The sequence below is a fragment of the Shinella sp. JR1-6 genome (assembly GCF_004284735.1).
In the GTDB taxonomy this organism is placed as follows: Bacteria; Pseudomonadota; Alphaproteobacteria; order Rhizobiales; family Rhizobiaceae; genus Shinella.
Genome location: NZ_SHMI01000027.1, coordinates 1 through 20,770, shown reverse-complemented (window position 1 = coordinate 20,770; position 20,770 = coordinate 1). Strand labels below are relative to the sequence as shown.

General features: G+C 64.5%; 19 protein-coding genes. 9 read left to right on the top strand and 10 right to left on the bottom strand.

Annotated elements, in window-relative coordinates:
* Nucleotides 1-16: 16 nt before the first annotated feature.
* The gene (gene gcl, locus EXZ48_RS28525) at nucleotides 17-1,801 is read right to left on the bottom strand and encodes a glyoxylate carboligase (RefSeq protein WP_130520188.1); all 1,785 of its coding nucleotides are present in this window, start codon (nucleotides 1,799-1,801) and stop codon (nucleotides 17-19) included.
* 167 nt (nucleotides 1,802-1,968) lie between these two features.
* On the opposite strand from gcl, the gene bhcR reads away from it, so the two are divergent.
* Nucleotides 1,969-2,796: an HTH-type transcriptional regulator BhcR gene (bhcR, locus tag EXZ48_RS28520; protein ID WP_130520186.1), complete on the top strand. Its 828-nt coding sequence runs from the start codon at nucleotides 1,969-1,971 to the stop codon at nucleotides 2,794-2,796.
* 146 nt (nucleotides 2,797-2,942) lie between these two features.
* Nucleotides 2,943-3,239, top strand: a complete 297-nt coding sequence (locus EXZ48_RS28515) for a hypothetical protein (protein ID WP_023515601.1) — start codon at nucleotides 2,943-2,945, stop codon at nucleotides 3,237-3,239.
* On the opposite strand, the gene guaD is transcribed toward EXZ48_RS28515, so the two are convergent.
* Both guaD and EXZ48_RS28505 read right to left on the bottom strand, forming a co-directional pair.
* Nucleotides 3,240-4,580, bottom strand: a complete 1,341-nt coding sequence (guaD, locus tag EXZ48_RS28510) for a guanine deaminase (RefSeq protein WP_130520184.1) — start codon at nucleotides 4,578-4,580, stop codon at nucleotides 3,240-3,242.
* Complete coding sequence (locus EXZ48_RS28505) at nucleotides 4,577-5,818, bottom strand: urate hydroxylase PuuD (protein WP_050742801.1); 1,242 nt, start codon at nucleotides 5,816-5,818, stop codon at nucleotides 4,577-4,579. The genes guaD and EXZ48_RS28505 overlap by 4 nt, the downstream gene beginning before the upstream one ends.
* 140 nt (nucleotides 5,819-5,958) lie before the next feature.
* Between EXZ48_RS28505 and EXZ48_RS28500 the strand changes: the two genes are divergently transcribed.
* Entirely contained in the window at nucleotides 5,959-6,927 is a 969-nt protein-coding gene (locus tag EXZ48_RS28500) for a LysR family transcriptional regulator (protein ID WP_130520182.1), read from the top strand.
* A gap of 37 nt (nucleotides 6,928-6,964) precedes the next feature.
* Nucleotides 6,965-7,219, top strand: a complete 255-nt coding sequence (locus EXZ48_RS28495) for a type II toxin-antitoxin system Phd/YefM family antitoxin (protein ID WP_130520179.1) — start codon at nucleotides 6,965-6,967, stop codon at nucleotides 7,217-7,219.
* 434 nt (nucleotides 7,220-7,653) lie between these two features.
* On the opposite strand, the gene xdhC is transcribed toward EXZ48_RS28495, so the two are convergent.
* From xdhC to uraH, 4 genes are read right to left on the bottom strand one after another with little or no spacing between them, the layout of a single operon-like run.
* Complete coding sequence (xdhC, locus tag EXZ48_RS28485) at nucleotides 7,654-8,499, bottom strand: xanthine dehydrogenase accessory protein XdhC (RefSeq protein WP_130520177.1); 846 nt, start codon at nucleotides 8,497-8,499, stop codon at nucleotides 7,654-7,656.
* Between the two features lie 48 nt (nucleotides 8,500-8,547).
* Nucleotides 8,548-10,914, bottom strand: coding sequence for a xanthine dehydrogenase molybdopterin binding subunit (gene xdhB / locus EXZ48_RS28480; RefSeq protein ID WP_023515076.1), 2,367 nt, complete (start codon nucleotides 10,912-10,914; stop codon nucleotides 8,548-8,550).
* A gap of 3 nt (nucleotides 10,915-10,917) precedes the next feature.
* Nucleotides 10,918-12,402: a xanthine dehydrogenase small subunit gene (gene xdhA / locus EXZ48_RS28475; RefSeq protein WP_023515077.1), complete on the bottom strand. Its 1,485-nt coding sequence runs from the start codon at nucleotides 12,400-12,402 to the stop codon at nucleotides 10,918-10,920.
* Between the two features lie 3 nt (nucleotides 12,403-12,405).
* Nucleotides 12,406-12,771 carry a hydroxyisourate hydrolase gene (gene uraH, locus EXZ48_RS28470; protein ID WP_130520175.1) on the bottom strand — a complete coding sequence of 122 codons (366 nt, stop codon included), beginning with the start codon at nucleotides 12,769-12,771 and terminating at the stop codon, nucleotides 12,406-12,408.
* Between the two features lie 162 nt (nucleotides 12,772-12,933).
* On the opposite strand from uraH, the gene puuE reads away from it, so the two are divergent.
* The 5 genes from puuE (at nucleotide 12,934) to EXZ48_RS28445 (ending at nucleotide 17,353) form a co-directional block, all read left to right on the top strand.
* Complete coding sequence (gene puuE / locus EXZ48_RS28465) at nucleotides 12,934-14,352, top strand: allantoinase PuuE (protein ID WP_130520173.1); 1,419 nt, start codon at nucleotides 12,934-12,936, stop codon at nucleotides 14,350-14,352.
* 11 nt (nucleotides 14,353-14,363) lie between these two features.
* A complete protein-coding gene (gene alc, locus EXZ48_RS28460) occupies nucleotides 14,364-15,380 on the top strand; it encodes an allantoicase (RefSeq protein WP_130520171.1) in 1,017 nt (338 codons plus the stop codon).
* Nucleotides 15,377-15,862: an ureidoglycolate lyase gene (locus EXZ48_RS28455; protein WP_130520169.1), complete on the top strand. Its 486-nt coding sequence runs from the start codon at nucleotides 15,377-15,379 to the stop codon at nucleotides 15,860-15,862. The genes alc and EXZ48_RS28455 overlap by 4 nt, the downstream gene beginning before the upstream one ends.
* Before the next feature lie 98 nt (nucleotides 15,863-15,960).
* A complete protein-coding gene (locus EXZ48_RS28450; protein ID WP_130520167.1) occupies nucleotides 15,961-16,572 on the top strand; it encodes a winged helix-turn-helix domain-containing protein in 612 nt (203 codons plus the stop codon).
* On the top strand, nucleotides 16,556-17,353 hold the full coding sequence (locus EXZ48_RS28445; RefSeq protein ID WP_130520165.1) for an SRPBCC domain-containing protein: 798 nt from the start codon (nucleotides 16,556-16,558) through the stop codon (nucleotides 17,351-17,353). The genes EXZ48_RS28450 and EXZ48_RS28445 overlap by 17 nt, the downstream gene beginning before the upstream one ends.
* Before the next feature lie 178 nt (nucleotides 17,354-17,531).
* On the opposite strand, the gene EXZ48_RS28440 is transcribed toward EXZ48_RS28445, so the two are convergent.
* The 3 genes from EXZ48_RS28440 to EXZ48_RS35300 all read right to left on the bottom strand — a co-directional run bounded on the left by EXZ48_RS28440 (nucleotide 17,532) and on the right by EXZ48_RS35300 (nucleotide 20,710).
* Nucleotides 17,532-18,824 (bottom strand): NCS2 family permease, encoded by a 1,293-nt coding sequence (locus EXZ48_RS28440; protein WP_023516878.1) that lies wholly within the window; start codon nucleotides 18,822-18,824, stop codon nucleotides 17,532-17,534.
* Between the two features lie 330 nt (nucleotides 18,825-19,154).
* Nucleotides 19,155-19,613, bottom strand: coding sequence for a YbaK/EbsC family protein (locus EXZ48_RS28435; protein WP_023514690.1), 459 nt, complete (start codon nucleotides 19,611-19,613; stop codon nucleotides 19,155-19,157).
* Nucleotides 19,614-19,684: 71 nt separating this feature from the next.
* A complete protein-coding gene (locus EXZ48_RS35300; RefSeq protein WP_207900527.1) occupies nucleotides 19,685-20,710 on the bottom strand; it encodes a hypothetical protein in 1,026 nt (341 codons plus the stop codon).
* Between the last annotated feature and the right edge of the window lie 60 nt (nucleotides 20,711-20,770).

Here is a 20,770-nt window from a genome sequence, read left to right as displayed (position 1 = left end):
TTTCCTTCTCTTCGTCTCAGTCCAGAAGAGCCAGCGTGGCGGTCGGGGCATCTTCGCCGCGTTCGGCCAGGTCTTCGAATTCGACGACGGCATTGATATCGGCGCCCATGGCGATGTTGGTGACGCGCTCGAGGATGAACTCGATGACGACGGGAACCTGGTGCTCCTTCATCAGCGCCTGCGCCGTGTTGAAGGCTTCCTGGAACTCGTTCGGGCTGCGGACGCGGATCGCCTTGCAGCCGAGGCCTTCGGCAACGGCAACATGGTCGACACCATAGCCGGCTTCCGAATCGCCCGTCGCATTGATGTTATCGAAGGCGAGCGAGACCTCGAAGTCCATGTTGAAACCGCGCTGGGCCTGGCGGATGAGGCCGAGATAGGAATTGTTCACGACCACATGCAGGTAGGGCAGCTTGTGCTGGGCGCCGACCGCAAGCTCCTCGATGAGGAACTGGAAGTCGTAGTCGCCGGACAAGGCGACGATCGGACGATCGGGATCGGCGGCCCGCACACCGAGGGCAGCGGGCAGCGTCCAGCCGAGCGGGCCGGCCTGGCCGCAGTTGATCCAGTTGCGCGGCTTGTAGACATGCAGGAACTGCGCGCCGGCGATCTGGGAAAGACCGATGGTCGAAACGTAGCAGGTGTCGCGGGCAAAGGCCTTGTTCATCTCTTCGTAGACGCGCTGCGGCTTCAGCGGCGTCTGGTCGAAATGGGTCTTGCGCAGCATGGTGCGCTTGCGCTCCTGGCATTCCTCGGCCCAGACCGACCAGTCACGCAGCTTGCCGGCGACCTTCCATTCGGTCGCGACGTCGAGGAACACCTTCAGCGCGGCGCCGGCATCCGAGACGATGCCGAAATCCGGCGTGAAGACGCGGCCGATCTGGGTCGGCTCGATATCGACGTGAACGAAGGTGCGGCCTTCCGTATAGGTCGGGATATTGCCGGTGTGGCGGTTGGCCCAGCGGTTGCCGACACCGAGAACGAAGTCGGAGGCGAGCAGCGTCGCGTTGCCGTAGCGGTGCGAGGTCTGCAGGCCGCACATGCCCGCCATCAGCCGGTGGTCGTCCGGGATCGTGCCCCAGCCCATCAGCGTCGGGATGACGGGAACGCCGGTGATCTCGGCGAACTCGACCAGAAGGTCCGAGGCATCCGCATTGATGATGCCGCCGCCGGCGACGATCAGCGGGCGCTCGGCCGCGTTCAGCATGGCGAGGGCCTTTTCGGCCTGGGCGCGGGTAGCGGCCGGCTTGTAGGGCTCGAGCGGCTCGTAGGCGTCGATGTCGAACTCGATCTCGGCGAGCTGGACGTCGATCGGCAGGTCGACCAGGACCGGGCCGGGACGGCCCGAACGCATTGTGTGGAACGCCTTCTGGAAGACATAGGGAACAAGGCCCGGCTCCATGACCGTGACGGCCCACTTGGTGACGGGCGCAGCGATCTTGGCGATATCGACCGCCTGGAAGTCTTCCTTGTCGAGGCGGGCGCGGGGTGCCTGGCCGGTGATGCAGAGGATCGGGATCGAATCGGCGGAGGCCGAGTAGAGGCCGGTGATCATGTCGGTGCCGGCGGGGCCGGACGTACCGATGCAAAGGCCGATATTGCCGGCGCGGGCCCGTGTATAGCCCTCTGCCATGTGGCTTGCGCCCTCGACGTGGCGGGCGAGCACATGGCGGACCGTGCCGCGCGCCCTCAGCGCCGAATAAAAGGGATTGATCGCAGCGCCCGGTACACCGAAGGCACAATCGATGCCTTCCTTTTCCAGAACCAGGACCGCTGCATCGACAGCACGCATTTTAGCCATGGGATTTCCTCCGTCTCTCGAGAAGGAAGGTAGCGCATCTGTTTCTCCGCGCAATCATAAAATGGAAATCAATCCCATCATGCGGAAATAAACATTTTCAACGAAACTGGAACAATCGCCCCGGGCCGGCTATGTCATGAATGCGCAGAGACGGAAGAGAGGGACGCATGGCGGAGCAGCAGGAGAAGATACGGGGGCGGCCCGGCCGCAAGGCCGGCGAGAATGCGGCACCGTCCTCGGTGCAGGTGCTGGACCGCAGCCTGAAACTTCTCGATCTCGTGGCGCGGGCGGACGGCGCGGCGCTGACCGATCTTGCCGACCAGTCGGCCATGGCGCCCTCCACGGTGCACCGCCTGCTGACCTCGCTTTCCCAGCACGGCATGGTCGCCCATGACGCGGAGACCGGCGCCTGGACGATCGGCGTGAAGGCCTTCGAAATCGGCACCGCCTATCTGCGCTTCCGCAAGCTCGGCACGATCAGCCGGCCGTTTCTCAAGCAGCTGATGGAAGGGTGCGGCGAGACCGCCAACATCGCCATCGAGGACGACGGCGACGTGGTCTTCATCTCGCAGGTCGAAAGCCACGCGCCGATGCGCGCCTTCTTCCGCCCCGGCCGACGCGGGCCGATCCATGCCTCCGGCATCGGCAAGGCGATCCTTTCGACCTGGCCGGATGCCCGCATCGAAGCGTTGCTCACCGGCCGCACGCTGCAGCATTTCACCGACAAGACCCGCGACACGATCCCGACGCTGCTGGAAGACATCGGAAAAATCCGTATCCGCGGCTGGTCGATCGACGACGAGGAGCACACGCTCGGCATGCGCTGCGTGGCCGCGCCGATCTTCGACGAATATGGCGAGGCGGTTGCCGGCATTTCCGTATCCGGACCGGCGGTGCGCCTGCCCGACAGCAAGGTCGATGCCTTCGGCCCGGTGGTGCGTGCGGCGGCGGAAGGGCTGACCAAGGCGATGGGCGGGCGCCTGAAAGGCCCCTGACGCCATCTCCCCCAACAGGCCGGTACGGTAAGCCGTTCCGTCTTGCCCAAGGCGGAAAACGTTCTTCTCCTTGATTTCCCGCAAGCCGGCGGCACCGTTGTGGCGTAGTCTGGCGGCAACTCTCTCGGACAAGGAAGGACGATCCCATGACCCCCATCCGGATTGCGGCCACGGCCGCCTCGCTTCTATTGGTCGCCAGCCCCGCCCTGGCTAAAATCCCGCTCGTCAACGCCACCTGCCCCGGCAATATCGAGGTGCATGCCGACGAGGGCGGGCCGATCTACATCAATGGAAAGGAAGGCAAGCTGCACGTCTTCAACGACAACTACTATGAGGCCAAGGGCGGCGGCGTGACGATCTCGCTCAGCATCAACCCCGACGGCACGGCCGCCGTCTCCTATACCGGACACGGCGGCGCGAACGGCATCTGCACCGTCAAATGATCAGGCCGTCTCGAGCAGGCGCTGCCTTGCGGCATCCGCCTTGCCCTTCCCCTTCATCGCCTTGCCGGCGACATAGACCTCGGCGACGCAACGGTCGTCGCCCATGGTCTGAAGGATGAAGAGCTCTTCCGCGAGCGAGGTGGCGGTGCGCATGCGATACTCCATCGCCGACTTGCCGGACGAATCGAGCACGACGATATCCGCATCCGCCCCTGCATGCAGCGAGCCGATATGCGTCTCGAGCCCGAGCGCGCGGGCATTGCCCAGCGTCAGGCGGTAGAAGGAATTGAACGGCGTCAGTTTCTGGCCGTTGAGGTGCAGCACCTTGTAGGCCTCGTCCATCGTTTCCAGCATGGAGAAGCTGGTGCCGGCACCCACATCCGTCGCCACCGACCAGCGCGCGCCGAGCCGGTCGAACTTGTCGCGATCGAAGAGACCCGAGCCGAGGAAAAGGTTTGACGTCGGGCAGAAGACGCCGACGGCACCCGTCTCGGCGAGCACGGAAACCTCGCGGTCGCTGAGATAGATGCAATGGCCGAGCAGCATGCGGTCGTTGAGCAAGCCGTAGCGGGCATAGATATCGGTGTAGTCCTTCGCCTGCGGGTAGAGCGAGGTGGCAAACGCGATCTCGTCGCGGTTCTCCGAAAGATGCGTCTGCACGTAGCAGGAGGGATGTTCGGCAACGAGCGCCTGGCTCATCTCCATCTGCTCCGGCGTCGAGGTGATGGCGAAGCGTGGGCTGATCGCATAATGCGCGCGGCCGCGGCCATGCCATTTCTCGATGAGCCGCTTCGTCTCGTCATAGCCCTGCTGCGGCGTGTCGCGCAGGGCGTCGGGCGCGTTGCGGTCCATCATCACTTTGCCGCCGACCATGCGCATGCCGCGCGCCTCGGCCGCCGAGAAATAGGCCTCGACGCTCTCGGGATGCACCGAGCAATAGGCGACGGCGGTCGTCGTGCCGTTCGAGATCAGCTCGTCCATGAAGCGATCCGCCACGGCGGCCGCGTGGGCGGCCGCGGCGAACTTCTGCTCCTCGACGAAGATGTAGGTGTTCAGCCATTCCAGAAGCTGCGCGCCATAGGACGCGATGGCCTGGGTCTGCGGAAAATGCAGATGCGTGTCGATGAGGCCCGGCAACACGAGGTGCGGGCGATGGTCGGCAACCGCGACGCCCGGGCCGGCATGCCTGCTGACCTCGGCATGCTCGCCGATCTCCACGACCTTGCCGCCGCGGACGAACACCGCGCCATCCTCGATGTAGCGCCAGGCGGCCGTATCGTCGATGCCCTGCGGCTCGGCGAGAAAGGTCAGCACGCGGCCGCGGATCAGGAGTTCGTTCATTGGGTCTTCTCCCCGCTGACGGCATTTTCGTACCAGGCGACGAGCAGGCGGCGCTCCTCGTCGGAGATCTGCGTCACATTGGCCGGCGGCATGGCATGCGAGCGGCCGGCCTGCAGGTAAATCTCCCGCGCGTGGTTGGCAATCTCGCCGTCCGTTTCCAGGACGACGCCCTTCGGCGCCGTGATGATGCCTTCCCAGCCCGGCTCCTTCGCGTGGCACATGGCACAGCGCCCGAGGATGGTGTCGCGCACCTGCGGAAAGCCGTCCGCCGAAACGAAGGTCTGCTGGATGGCCGAGACCTTGGTTTCCGCCGGTTCGCCTGTCAGGATCTTCGGCACGGTGGACAGCCACATGATGGCGACGAAGAGCAGGGCGGTGACGAGCCAGGTCCAGGTCGGATTGCCGGCATTGGCGGACGTGGTGTTGAAGTAGTGGCGGATCGTGACGCCCATCAGGAAGACCAGCGAGGCGATGATCCAGTTGAATTCCGTGCCGAAGGCCAGCGGATAGTGGTTCGACAGCATCAGGAACAGCACCGGCAGCGTCAGGTAGTTGTTGTGCGTGGAGCGCTGCTTGGCGATCTTGCCGTATTTCGGATCAGGCGTGCGACCGGCGATGAGGTCTGCGACGACGACGCGCTGGTTCGGCATGATGATGAAGAACACGTTGGCCGACATGATCGTCGCCGTGAAGGCACCGAGATGCAGGAAGGCGGCGCGCCCCGTGAAGAGCTGCGTATAGCCCCAGGCCACAGCGACGAGGATGAAGTAGAGCGCCACCATCAGCCGCGTGTTGTCATTGCCGAAGGGCGACTTGCAGATCAGGTCGTAGATGATCCAGCCGAAGGCGAGCGAGGCCAGGGAAATACCGATCGCCACCGGCTTGGAGACGTCGAGCACGTTCGGGTCGATCAGATAGAGGTCTGCGCCTGCATAATAGACGAGACAGAGCATGCCGAAACCGGAAAGCCAGGTCGCATAGCTTTCCCATTTGAACCAGACGAGGTGCTCGGGCATCTGCGCCGGCGCGACCAGGTATTTCTGGATGTGATAGAAGCCACCGCCATGCACCTGCCATTCCTCGCCGTGGGCGCCCGGCGGCAGCGCGGGATGCTTCTTCAGGCCCAGATCGAGCGCGACGAAATAGAACGACGAGCCGATCCAGGCGATCGCCGTGATGACGTGCAGCCAGCGGACGGCAAACATGAACCAATCCCAGGCTATGGCATATTCGTACATAGGGACCTCCTCCCATTTTCCATGGGCTTGTTTGCCATCAAGTGATTTTCGCGGAAATCCCGGTGAATCCCGAACACTTTCAAAAAAATCTAAAAGATGACCGCCTCTTTGCTCTGCACGCCAATGTGGTAGAAAGGGCCATGTCCTATCTCGATAATGTGCGCGTCTTCGTTCGCGTGGTCGAACTCGGTACCCTTTCGGCGGCGGGGCGCGACCAGCGCGTCACTCCCGCGGTCGCCAGCAATCGCATCAAGGAGCTGGAACGCCATCTCGGCGTGCGGCTGTTCAACCGCACGACGCGCAAGCTCTCGCCGACCGAACATGGCCGCGTGTTCTACGAGGGCGCCGTGAAGATCATCGAGGCGGTGAACGAGGCGGAGGCGGCGATCGCCGACCTCTCGCGCAATCCCAAGGGCTCGCTCCGCATCACCGCGCCGCTCGGCATCGGCCGGCGCCTCATCGCGTCGGGCATTCCGGAGTTCCACGACAAGTATCCCGACATCGAGGTGCGGGTACGTCTGTCGGATCACAATGTCGATATCCTCGCCGAGGGCGTCGACGTCGCCTTCAAGCTCGGCGTGCTCGAGGATTCGAACCTGCGCATGCGCGGCATCCTCAATTGCGAGCGTGTGCTCTGCGCTTCGCCCGCCTATCTTTCCCGCCGCGGCACACCCGCCACTGCGGACGCGCTGATCGCCGAAAAGCACGACTGTCTGCTGCTGCGCTATCCCGGCTCGAAGGAGTATTACTGGACGCTGGTGACGGCCGAAGGCGTACGCAAGTTCGAGGTCGCCGGCCCCTATGACAGCGACGACGGCGACGTGCTCACCCAATGGGCGCTGGAAGGCCGGGGCATCATCAACAAGCCGCTCTTCGAGGTGAAGGCCCACCTTGCCGAGGGCCGTCTGGTGGAAATCCTGAAGGACAGCCCACCCGCCTCCGTGCAGCTCGCGGCAATCTACCCGCACAAGCGCTTTCAGGATCCCAAGGTGCGGCTGATGATCGATTTCATGGCCGAGCGATGTCAGCGGCTGATCGGCCGGCTGCTCGGAGAGGAACCGGTCGCTGACGGCAAAGCCGAGTTTGTTGAAGTGAATGGCGAAAAATAGTATATTTCCTGCTGGAATATACTAGGTGGAGAAGTCTATGTCCTTCGCCTCCATGACCAGCGCCGACTTCAACCAGAATCCAAGCAAGGCAAAGAAGGCGGCAAACGAGGGCCCCCTCGTCATCACCGAACATGGCGAGGCGAGCTATGTGCTTGTCCGCTACGACGATTTCAAGGACCACTGGCGAAAGTCGAAAAGCCTGTACGACGCCCTCAATGACAAGGGTTCGAAGTTCGCTGACGATTTTACGCCCGATCGCGTCAGCTTCGAGGGACGGGACGTCGAATTCTGATGGCATTCCTGCTCGATACGAACGTTGTTTCCGCATCCCGCAGGGCTGAGCGTTAAGCCATTGAATTTCAGCAGTTCCTCCATACGTTCGATGTCGAGACCGCTTATCTTTCGACGATAACGATCATGGAGATCGAATTCGGCATACAACGCGAACGTCTTCGTAATCCCGATTTTGCCGATGACCTTTCTCTATGGCTGACGGCCCACGTGCTGCCGGAATTTTCCGCAAGGCTTCTGTAATTCGATACGCAGACGGCCTCGATCGCAGGCCGGTTGCCGACACCCGGAAAGAAGCCGACCGCCGACGGCATGATTGCGGCGACCGCGCTCGCCAACAATTTGGTCGTCGTCACACGCAATCTTTCAGATTTTCAGCCGCTCGGGGTCCCCTGCCTCAACCCTTGGGAAACGGCTCCCAGGGAATAGACGGCCTCACCCCTTGGCAAGGACCGCCTTGTTGCACGCGCCCGTCCAGGTCAGCGCCGCCGTCATGATCTCGGCGGCCGCGAGCGCTGCGATCACCGTCGGGCGCTTGTCCTTCACAACCGTACCGCCGATCGGGCAGACCAGGCGATCGAAAAGGTCCGGCTGGCCGATCTCGCGCGACAGCCAGTTGCGGAAGGTCGTGCGCTTGGTCTTCGAACCGATCATGCCGACATAGGCGGCATCGCTGCGCTTCAGCGCCTCGGCCGTGATCAGGAAATCCAGCGCGTGATCGTGGGTCAGGACAACAAAACTGCTGCCGGCCGGCGCATCGCGCACCACGGTCTCGGGCATGGCGGTGAGGCAGGTCTCGATGCGTGGCACCGTCGAGGCGACGAGCTCGTCCTCGCGTGTATCCACCAGCACGACGCGCAGCGGGGCGAGCGACAGCGCCATGGCGAGCGCATCACCGACATGGCCCGCGCCGAAGACATAGACATGCGGCCGCAGGGCCATCTCGCGGTCGCTGCGGGCGACGAGATCACGAGCCAGCGCCGGGTTCATGGCGGTGAAGGACAGCCCGACGCGCCCGCCGCAGCACTGGCCGATCTCCGGGCCGAGCGGCACGCTCATCGGCTCGGCGGCAGCGCCCAGGCGCAGTGCTCGCCGGGCCTGATCGATCGCCATGTATTCGAGCTGACCGCCGCCGATCGTCGCGAAGATCTCCCGTTCCGAGACCAGCATGAAGGCATCCGTGTCGCGCGGCGTGGAGCCCGCCGCACCCGTCACCTCGACCAGGATCGCCCCCGGCGCCCGGCGCAGGAAATCCCTGATATCTTCGCGCGCGGCAGGCATGGCCTCACCCCTTGCTTTCTTTGCCGCAACTGCGGACGGAAAACCGCATCACACTTTTCCTGGAACTGCTTGGGCCGCCTTGAGACGCTCGATCGCCATCAGCACGCATTCGGGTGTCGCCGGGGCGTCGAGCCGTGGGCAGATCTGATGGTCCGCCACGCTCGCCACCGCGTCCGACAGCGCATGCAGCACGGCAAGGCCGAGCGGCAGCGGCGGCTCGCCAACCGCCTTGGAGCGGTGGATCGTCGGCTCGTAGGCTTCCGACCAGTCGGTCAGCGCGACGTTGAAGATCTTCGGGCGATCCGAGGCGAGCGGGATCTTGTAGGTGGAGGGCGCGTGGGTGCGAAGCCGCCCCTTGCCGTCCCACCACAATTCCTCCGTGGTCAACCAACCCATGCCCTGGATGAAGCCGCCTTCGACCTGGCCGATGTCGATGATCTTGTTCAGCGACCGGCCGGTATCGTGCAGGATGTCGGTGCGCTCGACGACATATTCGCCGGTCAGCGTGTCGACCGAAACCTCAGAGCAGGCCGCGCCATAGGCGTAGTAATAGAACGCGTGGCCGCGGCCCTTCGAGCGGTCCCAGTGGATCTTCGGCGTCTTGTAGAAGCCGGCCGCCGAGAGCTGGACGCGCGCCATATAGGCCTTCTTCACGAGATCGTTGAAGGACATCTCGGAATTGCCGATCCGCACGCGGTTCGGCAGGAAGACGACCTGATCGCGTGGCACCTGATGGCTTTCCGCGGCGAAATCGATCAGCCGGTCCTTGATCTGGCGCGCGGCGTTCTGCGCCGCCATGCCGTTGAGGTCGGCGCCGGACGAAGCCGCGGTCGGTGAGGTGTTCGGCACCTTGGCCGTCGTCGTCGCGGTGATTTTCACCCGGTCGAGATCGATCTGGAACTCTTCCGCCACCACCTGCGCCACCTTCAGGTGCAGGCCCTGGCCCATTTCCGTGCCGCCGTGATTCATGTGCACGGAACCGTCCGTATAGACATGCACCAGCGCGCCGGCCTGGTTGGATTCCGTCTTGGTGAAGGAGATGCCGAACTTGACCGGCGTCAGTGCCAGGCCGCGCTTGACGATGCGGCTCTTCGCATTGAACGCCTGGATCGCCTTGCGGCGGCCGGCATAGTCGGCGCTCTCTTCGAGTTCGGCGACGATGCGCTGGATGATGCAGTCCTCCACCTTCTGGTGGTAGGGCGTCAGGTTCCGGTCGCCATCGACGCCCATCGCATCGTAGAAATTCAGCTTGCGGATATCCAGCGGGTCCTTGCCGACGGCGAAGGCCACCTCATCGATGACGCGCTCCGCGCCCACCATGCCCTGGGGGCCGCCGAAACCGCGGAAGGCGGTATTCGACACGGTGTTGGTGTGCAGCAGTGCCGTCTTGGCGTGCACATGCGGGAAGAAATAGGCGTTGTCGCAGTGGAACAGCGCGCGGTCGCCCACCGGACCGGAGAGGTCCGCCGAAAAGCCGGCGCGAAGCGCGAAGGTGTAGTCGATGCCGAGAATGCGGCCCTCGTCGTCGAAGCCGACATCATAGTCGATGGCGAAATCGTGCCGCTTGCCGGTCGCCACCATGTCCTCGTCGCGGTCAAGGCGAAGCTTGACGGCGCGGCCCAGCTTCTTGGCGGCGATGGCGGCAAGCGCAGCGCACTGGTTGGCCTGGGTCTCCTTGCCGCCGAAGCCGCCGCCCATGCGGCGCACCTCCACCGTCACGGCGTGGCTCGGCACGCCGAGCGCATGGGCGACGAGATGCTGCGTCTCGCTCGGCCCCTGGGTGGAGCAATAGACGGTGACCTCGTCATCCTCGCCGGGTACGGCGAGCGAGACCTGGCCTTCGAGATAGAAATGGTCCTGCCCGCCCAGCCGCATGCGGCCCTTCACCCGGCGCGGCGCGCTGTCGAGGGCCGCGGCCGCATCGCCGCGCTTCAGCGTCAGCGGCGGAAAGACCTGGCGATGCGTCGTCTGGTCGAGGTCCCAGATGTCGATATTGGCGGGCAGCTCCTCGTATTCGACCTTGGCCAGGCGCGCAGCGCGGCGGGCTTCCTCGCGCGTTTCCGCGATCACGCAGAAGATCGGCTGGCCGTGGAACTCCACCTTGCCGGCGGCGAGCACCGGATCGTCATGCATGCCCGAGGGCGAGATGTCGTTATCGCCGGGCACGTCCTCATAGGTCAGCACGTCGACGACGCCGGGCGCGGCGCGCACCGCCGAAAGGTCGAGGGACTTCACGGTACCGTGGGCGACCGTGGAGAGGCCGAGGCCGGCATGCAGCGTGCCGGCGGGCTCGGTGATGTCGTCGATATAGACGGCCGTGCCGGCAACGTGCTTGTGCGCGGAATCGTGGCGCGGGCTCGAATGCACGCCGCCGGTGATCTTTTCCGCCTTGAGGTCTGGAGTGTGCTTGTTCATGGCTTACGCAGCCTCGTATCTGGACACCTGCGCGGGCTCTGCGCTGGTCGTCGTTTCCACATAGAACCGCAAGAGCAGGTTCTTCGCCACCAGCGCGCGGTATTCCGCTGTCGCGCGCATGTCGGTCAGCGGCGCATAGTCCTCGGCATATTTCGCCATGGCCGCTTCCACCGTCGCCTCCGTCCAGCTCTGACCGAGCAGTGCCTTTTCGACGGCAAAGGCACGCTTCGGCGTCGCCGCCATGCCGCCATAGGCGATGGTGATGGCAGCGACCGTGCCGTCGGCGGCAAGCGCCAGGCGGAAGGCGCCGAGCGTTGCGGTAATGTCCTCGTCGCGGCGCTTGGTCACCTTGTAGACGGCGAACTTTTCCGCCGCAGGGGGAACGGGCACCGCAAGGGATTCCACGAATTCGCCCGGCTGACGGTCCTGCTTGCCATAGGCGATGAAGAAATCCTCAAGCGGGATGGTGCGCCGTTCCGCGCCCTTGCGCAAGGTCACCGACGCACCGAGCGCGATCAGCGCCGGCGGCGTGTCGCCGATCGGCGAACCGTTGGCGACATTGCCGCCGATCGTGCCCATGTTGCGCACCTGCTGGCCGCCGATCCGAGTGATGAGCGGGCCGAGCGCCGGAATGTGCTGCGAAAGCGTCGCGATGGCCTCGGTATAGGTGACGCCGGCGCCGAGCGTGATCACGTCGTCCTTCACCGCAATCGCCTTCATCTCCTGAAGGCCGGCAATGAAGACGACCGGCGTGATGTCGCGCATGTGCTTGGTGACCCAAAGGCCGACATCGGTGGAACCCGCCACGATCGTGGCGGCGGGTTCCGCCTCCAGCATAGCGGCGAAATCGTCGAGATTCGCCGGCACGACGAACCGCTTCCTGCCTTCGCCGACTTCGACGCGCGCGCCATCGGCAAGTGCCCGGAGGCGCTTGATCATCGTCTGACGTTCGGCGAGAAGCGGGTCCTTCTCCGTGCCGCCATAGGTGGAAATAGCGCGGGCGGCGCGCAGGATCGGCTCATAGCCGGTGCAGCGACAGAGATTGCCCTGCAGCGCAGTCTCGATCTCCTGATCGCTCGGGTTCGGCGCCTGCATCCAAAGTGCATAGAGCGACATGACGAAACCCGGCGTGCAGAAGCCGCATTGCGAACCGTGATAGTCCACCATGGCCTGTTGCACGGGGTGCAGGCGGCCGTCGCGGGCGGCGAGATGCTCGACGGTGACGACATGACAGCCATCCAGCGAGCCGAGGAAGCGGATGCAGGCATTGACGCCTTCGTAAACAAGGCCGTCCTCAGGTGTCAGCCTGCCCACCAGCACCGTGCAGGCGCCGCAGTCGCCTTCGGCGCAGCCTTCCTTGGTGCCCTTCAACAGGCGGGACAACCGCAGCCAGTCGAGCAATGTCTGGTCCGGCCCGACGTCGCTGACAACAACGTCCTGGCCATTGAGGATGAAACGCAGTTCCGCGCGGATCGAGACGGCCGCCATGGATTAGCTCCCGCGATAGGTTGAATAGCTGAAGGGCGAGACGAGCAGCGGCACATGGCAATGCGCGCCCTCGTCGGCAAGGCCGAAGCGAATGGGGATGATGTCGAGGAACAACGGGCCATCCCCCGTGCGGCCGAGATAATCGCCGGCATGGAAACGCAGCTCGTAGGTGCCGGCCTTCATCGTCTCGCCGGCGAGCAGCGGCGCATCGCAGCGGCCGTCATCGTTCGTCTCGGTGGTCTTGAGAAGACGCAGTGTGTCGCCCTCCACCTGGTAGAGATCGATGCGCAGGCCTTCTGCCGGCTTGCCGCGCGCCGTGTCCAGCACATGGGTGGTGAGGCGGCCGGCGCCTTGCGAATGAGTTTGCATGTTTTTCCTCCCGAACACAGCACTCCGATAATCACTATCCTCCAGCCTCTTGCCACTGAAAAGCAGCAGGATCGTTCGAGACTTTCAAAATTTCCGTAGGGAATGACACGGGCGATTTGCGGTTAGAAATTCTGCATCGAAAGCGTTTGGAGGAGCGTTCCCATGCGATATTGCCGTGACATGCACGGATATGGACAGACACCGCCGACTGCCGGGTGGCCGGACGAGGCACGCGTCGCCGTACAGTTCGTGCTGAACTACGAAGAAGGCGGCGAGAATTGTGTGTTGCACGGCGATGCGGCATCCGAAGCCTTTCTCTCCGAGATCGTCGGCGCCGCCCAATGGCCGGGCCAGCGCCACTGGAACATGGAATCGATCTACGAATACGGCGCGCGCGCCGGCTTCTGGCGCCTGCACCGGCTGCTGACGGAAAAGAACGTGCCCGTCACCGTCTACGGCGTCGCCACCGCGCTCCGCCGCTCGCCCGCCCAGGTGGCCGCCATGCAGGAGGCCGGCTGGGAAATCGCCTCGCACGGCCTCAAATGGGTCGAGCACAAGGACATGACGGTGGAGGACGAACGCGCGGCCATTGCCGAGGCAATCCGCCTGCACACGCTCGTCACCGGCGAACGGCCGCGCGGCTGGTATACCGGCCGCTGTTCGGTCAACACCGTCGATCTCGTCACCGAAGCCGGCGGCTTCGACTATGTTTCCGATACCTATTCCGACGACCTGCCCTACTGGCACGAGCATGGCGGCCGGCAGCAGCTGATCATCCCCTACACGCTCGACGCCAACGACATGCGCTTCGCAACGCCCCAGGGCTTCAACAGCGGCGACCAGTTCTTCAGCTACCTTAAGGATTCGTTCGACGCGCTCTATGCGGAAGGCGCCAAGGGCAGCCCGAAGATGATGAGCATCGGCCTGCACTGCCGCCTGATCGGCCGGCCGGGCCGCGTCATGGCGCTCGCCCGCTTCATCGACTATGTACAGAGCCACGAAAAAGTCTGGATCGCCCGCCGCGTCGACATCGCCGAGCACTGGGCAAAAACCCATCCGCCAAAGCCGGTCGCAGAGCGCCCGTCGCAGATGGCGGAAGAGGCGTTCGTCAAACGCTTCGGCGATATCTTCGAGCACTCTACCTGGATCGCCCGGCGCGCCTTCGCCGACGAACTTTCGCCGGCGAATGATACCGCGATCGGCCTTTCTGCCGCGCTCACCTTCCAGTTCCGTGCGGCGAGCGAGGAAGAGCGTCTGGGCGTTCTTGTCGCCCACCCGGATCTCGCCGGCAAGCTGGCCGTGGCCAAGCGCCTGACGGCAAGCTCGACGGAAGAGCAGGCGTCGGCCGGTCTCGACGCGCTGACCGACGAGGAGCGCGCACGCTTCACCGAGCTCAACAACCGCTATGTCGAAAAATTCGGCTTCCCGTTCATCATCGCCGTGCGCGACAACACCAAGGCGAGCATTCTCGCCGCCTTCGAAAAACGCATCGCGAACGACCGCGTCGCCGAATTCGCCACCGCCTGCAAACAGGTCGAGCGAATCGGCTATCTGCGGCTCAATGCGCTGCTGCCGGCCTGAGCGACCGCGTCATGTCGAGCGGCGCCACGCCTTCGTTCACACGCGGAACGATCAACCTTGCCTCGGCCGGCCTCGGGGCAAGGGGTATCTTCGCCACGGACGCGTTTTTCGGTCCGCTGTCGCGCATGCTGGCCGACGAGCCCGCCGTCTACAAGCCCGGCGTCTATGACGAGCACGGCAAGTGGATGGACGGCTGGGAGACGCGGCGGCGGCGCGGGCCGGGGCATGACCATGCGATCGTTGCACTGGCAACGCCCGGCCGCATCAAAGGCTTTGAGGTGGACACGGCACATTTTACCGGCAACTACCCGACGGCCTGCGCCATAGAGGGCTGTCTTGCGCCTGGCGGGCCGGGCGAGGCTACGGTGTGGACGCCCCTTTTGGCCGCAAGCCCACTCGGGCCGAATGCCCCGCATTTCTTCGATTGCGCCACGGACGGGCTGTTCAGCCATGTGCGGCTGCGCATCTATCCCGATGGCGGGGTGGCAAGGCTGCGCGTCCACGGACTTCCGGCGCTCGACCGCAGCGCCGCCGAAAACGAACCGCTCGATCTTGCCGCCGCTCTTGCGGGCGGAACCGTCGTCGCGCTCTCGAACGGGCACTACGGCCACCAGCGCTTGCTCGCGCCCGGTCGCGGCATCAATATGGGCGACGGCTGGGAGACCAGCCGCCGCCGTACACCGGGCCACGAATGGATCGTGGTCAGGCTCGCCGCACGGGCGACGATCGAAAGCATCGTCGTCGATACCGCCCATTTCAAGGGCAACTACCCGGATGCCTGCTCCCTGCAGGCCGCCGACCTGACGGGCACGACGGGGGACCTCCCCACCCTTGTCACCGCCGCGTCGATGTTCTGGCAGGAGATCCTGCCCGAGCAGAAACTTGCCGCCGACCGTATCCATACGTTCGACGGCAATCTCGTGAAACGGGCGGACGCCGTGACGCATGTCCGCCTGAACATCCATCCGGACGGCGGTGTCAGCCGCCTGCGCATTTTTGGCCATCTGGCCGAGGGAGGAAAGACATGAAGACCATCGAGATCAAGCCGCTCACCCGCGAGGCCTTCGCGCCCTTCGGCCAGGTGATCGAGCAGGACGGTGCCCACAATTTCCCGATCAATGCGGGAAAATGCACCCGCTACCATGACCTCGCCAAAATCGAGACGACGGGTGACAAAGCCCGGCCGATGATCAGTCTCCTGCGCGGCGAGCCCTATCCCCTGCCGCTGGAGCTGACGATGGTGGAGCGCCACCCGCTCGGCAGCCAGGCCTTCATTCCCTTGAGTGATGCCTCGTTCCTCGTCGTCGTCGCCGGGGAGACCGAGAACGGACCCACTGAGCCAATTGCCTTCCGCACCGCGCCCGGCCAGGGCGTCAATATCGGCCGCAATGTCTGGCACGGCATCCTGACACCGCTCGACACCGTCTCCGATTTCGCTGTTGTGGATCGCGGCGGCGAGGGCGTGAATCTTGAGGAGCATTTCTATTCGGAACCCTTCCTGATCCGCTGATCCACCCACCGGGATCAGCGGATCCGCCGGCCCGCCTCCACGGGCCGGCACTTTTTTGTGTCCATTGACAAATTTTCTTGTCAATGGAATCCTGCCACATGCTCGATCTCGATATTCTTGACACACCGGCCGCCGCTGCCCTTGCCCTCGATCCCGTGAAGGCACGCCTGCTCGCCGAGCTTTCCACGCCAGCCTCCGCGGCCACGCTCGCCGGTCGGGTGGGACTGACACGCCAGAAGGTGAACTATCACCTCAGGGCGCTGGAGGACGAGAGGCTGGTGGAACAGGCCGAGGCCCGCCAGTGGGGCGGCATCACCGAGCGGCTGATGGTGGCAACGGCGCGCTCCTATGTCGTCTCGCCGGCCGCGCTGGGGCCGGTCGGAGCCGATCCCGATGTTTCCGGCGACCGGTTCTCGGCAAGTTATCTCGTGGCACTCGCCGCCCGCAGCCTGCGCGAGGTCGGCATGCTCTGGCGGGGCGCGCGCGCTGCAGACAAGCGGCTTGCCACGCTCTCCATCGACACGACGATCCGCTTCGCCTCCCCCGCCGCGCGCGCCGCCTTCACGGCCGATCTCACCGCGGCGGTCGCAACGCTCACCGCCCGCTACCACGACGAACAGGCCCCGGCCGGACGGGCGCACCGGCTGGTCGTCGCCGCCTATCCCGCACCACCAGACAAGGAAAGGAAGTCCGATGCCGACGAAATTTGACGCCAGCGGCAAACGCTGGGTGGAAATGGAGTTTCTCGTTCCCGGCACGCCCGAGGAGGTCTGGCATGCCATGGCGACCGGCCCCGGCAACGCCGCCTGGTTCACCCGGGCCGAGATCGAGGAGAAGATCGGCGGCCAGCTCACCTTCCACTTCATGCCTGGGGTCACCTCCGGAGGCACGGTCACCGGCTGGGAGCCGCCACACCGCTTCGGCTATGTGGAGGTCGGCTGGGCGGATAATGCCCCGCCGATCGCCACGGAGATTTCCATCACCGCCCGCTCGGGCGACGAGTGCCTCGTGCGCATGGTGCATTCCCTCTTCAGCTCAACGGACGACTGGGACGACCAGATGGAGGGGTTCGAGTCCGGCTGGCCCGGATTCATCGAGGTGCTGCGGCTCTATCTCGCACACCATGCCGGCCAACCCGCTGCCTCTTTCCAGCTGTCCGCCGAAGCAGCGGGCGATGGCCTCGTCACATGGCGCAAGCTGCTCGACGGCCTCGGCCACGAGACGGCCGATGTCGGCGAAAACTGGACCGTCGAAGCCGGCGAAACGTTTTTCGGCGAGGTCGTCGGCGTGCGGCAGGACGATCGGCAGCGCTACGTGCTGGTCCGCATCGATGGCGAAATGCCGGGCGTCGGCCTCTTCGGCCTCTACCGTACGGGCGAAGCGATCCGCCTCAGCGTCTGCCGCTTCTTCTACGGAGAGAAGGCTGCGCAGGTGGCCATGGCAAGCGAACGGGAATGGCAGGCTTGGCTGGACGGTGTCGCCCGGCCCTGACATGCAAAAAGGGCCGCGCTCATCACGCGGCCCTTTTGATGTGTCGCACGAACCCCCTCTTCCATCAGCTTGGCCCTGACCCGAGCCCCCACCAGCCGTGGCGGCAGATGGATCCTCGGCGAAGCGCCGAGGATGACGATGGAGTTTGTGGTGCGGTCCGCCCGAACGATCGGGCCCCTTATTCCGCGAAAAAGGCGAAGCGGATGATGAAGAGGGCCGCGACGATCGCCGTTGCCGGATGGATCTGCTTCCACTTGCCGGTGAAGAACTTCAAGACGACATAGCTGACGAAGCCGAAGGCAAGGCCATTGGCGATCGAGTAGGTGAAGGGCATGGCAAGCGCGGTGAGCGCAGCCGGAGCCGCTTCCGTCAGGTCATCCCACTCGATTTCCGTCAGTTCGCGCATCATCAGGCCTGCGACATAGAGCAGGGCCGGTGCCGTCGCATAGCTCGGCACGGAGCCGGCGAGCGGCGAGATGAAGAGGGCAGCGAGGAACAGGATAGCGACGGTGAAGGCGGTGAGGCCCGTGCGACCGCCGGCCTGCACGCCCGAAGCGCTTTCGACATAGGCCGTGGTGCTGCTCGTGCCGATCAGCGAGCCGGCAACGATTGCCGTGCTGTCGGCGAGAAGCGCGCGGCCGAGGCGGCTCTGCTTGCCTTCCTGGATGAGGTTGGCACGCTTGGCCACGCCGATCAGCGTGCCGGTCGCATCGAACACTTCAACGAGCACGAAGACGAGGATGACATGCAGCAGGCCGCCGTGCAGCGCACCCATGATGTCGAGCTGCAGGAAGGTCGGCATGATCGACGGCGGGGCGGAAACGAGGCCGCGGAACTCGCTGACGCCAAAAATCCAGGAGAGGACCGTGACGGCGAGAATGCCGATCAGGATCGCCCCCTTGACGCGCAGCGCATCAAGCACGGCAATGATGAAGAAACCGAGGATGGCGAGCAGCGGGCCGGTCTGCTTGAGGTCGCCGAGACCGACGAGCGTCGCCGGATTGTCGACGACGATGCCGGAACTCTTCAGGGCGATGATGCCGAGGAAGAGGCCGATACCGGCGGCGATCGCGCTGCGCAGCGAATGCGGAATGCCGGCAATCAGCCAGCTGCGCACACCGGTCACCGTCAGGATGACGAAGATGATGCCGGAAATGAACACCGCACCCAGCGCCTGCTGCCAGGTGAAGCCGAGCGCCGCCACGACCGTGAAGGCGAAGAAGGCGTTGAGGCCCATGCCGGGCGCCATGCCGATCGGCCAGTTGGCGACGAGCGCCATGACCATGGAGCCGAGCGCGGCGGCAAGACAGGTGGCGACGAAGACGGCGTCGCGGTCCATGCCCGTCGTCGACAGGATGTCCGGGTTGACGAAGATGATATAGGACATGGTGAGGAAGGTCGTCAGACCCGCGATCACCTCGGTGCGCACGCTCGTTCCGTGCTCACTCAGCTTGAAAAACCGTTCAAACATGTTTTCTCCCCCTGGCGCGCCAGCGGCTGCGCCGTGCAAAACCTCCGGGCCAGATGCTCCTCCAGCAACCCGGGACCTAGCCGACGCTTCGCACTGCGAACCGCCTGCCCGCGGGTCTCCCCGCGTCCGCGCGCCGCTGTCCGCCGAAAGCCGGCCGCGGTTGATCACAGTTTCGTCATATTGCGTGTTCAGGCGGGATTTTTCCAGCCGGGCATTTCCCCGGATTTTCGCGAAACTCTTTCACGATTCGCTCGGCGGAGGGTTTTGGAGAAATCGCTCTGGCGACTTGTTTCGACTGGGCTATCCGGCGCCGGCCGGAAAGCCGGGACGTCACTCGCAGACGTCGACCCACTCGCCTTTGACGAGGTCCGCCATGCGGTCCGGCGCAATGCGCACGGCAGCATTCGTCGCGCCTGCGGCCGGAACCACCTCGTCGAAAGGTTTCAGCGAGACGTCGCAATAGACGGGCACGGGCGCAGGCAGTCCGAACGGACAGACGCCACCGACCGGATGGGAGGTGACGGCCAGTACCTGCTCGGCATCGAGCATGCGCGGCTTTGCGGCAAAACGGTCCTTGAATTTCCGGTTGCTGAGCCGCGCCGTGCCGGCCGCAACGAGGAGCACGATCTCCTCGCCGACCCTGAGGCAGATCGTCTTGGCGATCTGTTCCGGCGCCACGCCATGCGCCGCGGCGGCAAGCGGCACGGTCGCAGAGCTCTCTTCGGTGACCAGCACCGCGACATCAGGCGCATTTTCGGAGAAGAAGGTACGGACGGATTCGAGCGACATGTCTTTTCATAACCAGTCCGGCAGCCCTCGCGCAAGGGCCGCCTGGAATGCAACGCATGCTATGCTTTTCCTCATGCATAAATGCCACCGGTCGGATTGGTGCCCGCGAGGGTACCCGGCAGGAACGTCGTCGCCTTGCCGAACGTGTTGATGACCCCGTTGGTTTCGGCAATGTAGCGCCCGCCGGTGGCCGTGCCCGCTATGGTCGGATTGGAGAGCGCCACAGTGCCGCAGTTCGAGGCGGCGATGAACTGCGTGAAGGCGGGCGTCCCGGTCAACGTGAAAGTGCGGTTCGCGCCGGCAAGGTGGCCGACGCCGATATTCATGTGCCGCCGCGCACCCCCGGTGATCGTATAGTTGTCTTCCAGCACGATATGGCAGGGGCCGTCGCAGAAAATATGGTCGGCATTCGCGCCGACCGCGCCGAACTCCACCTTGCCGAGCCGCAGATGCACACCAAGGCCTACCGAAAGCGCATGGATGAGATCCGTTGCAATGGCGATCCGCACGCCGGCAACGCGCACCTGCGCCCCATTGCGAAAGCCGAGCCCCGAGGACAGCACGACCGAGGCCGGCGTCGTTTCGTTGCCCTTGATGACGAGCGTGCCCCCGCCGATCAGCGGCCGCGCGATGCTCACCCCGGCATAGGTGCCGTTGGCGATCTCGATCGTCACGTCGAAGGAGGCACAGTCGAGATTGTGCGCCACGTCGATTGCCTTCTGGATCGTCGCGAAAGGTGCACCCGCCGTCAGCCCGTTGTTGCCGTCGCTCCCTGTCGTTGCGACATAGTAGGTCCGGTGCCCCGTCAGTTGCGGCCGGACGCCCACGACCCCGGCCGGAAACGTCACCCGCCCCGTCGCCGGATCGACGACCAGGGCGTCGTGGAAGGTTGAACCATCAGGGCTCACCTTGACGCTGAAGGCATCGCTCCCGGCAAGTCCCATTTCAGCCCGCCCCGACCAAGCACTCTGGAAGAGCAACGAGGCGGTATGGCCGGTCGCGGCCTTGTTGACCTTGATCTGGTGCCCCGCCCCCTCATGGGTGAAGAGGGATGCGGGCGATGCGACAGCGAACCTGTTTGTTATACCAACGAGCATTGATCATGACCTGTGTGCCCAGTCTCGTAGGCCGATGGACATAATCTTCCAAGGTTGATC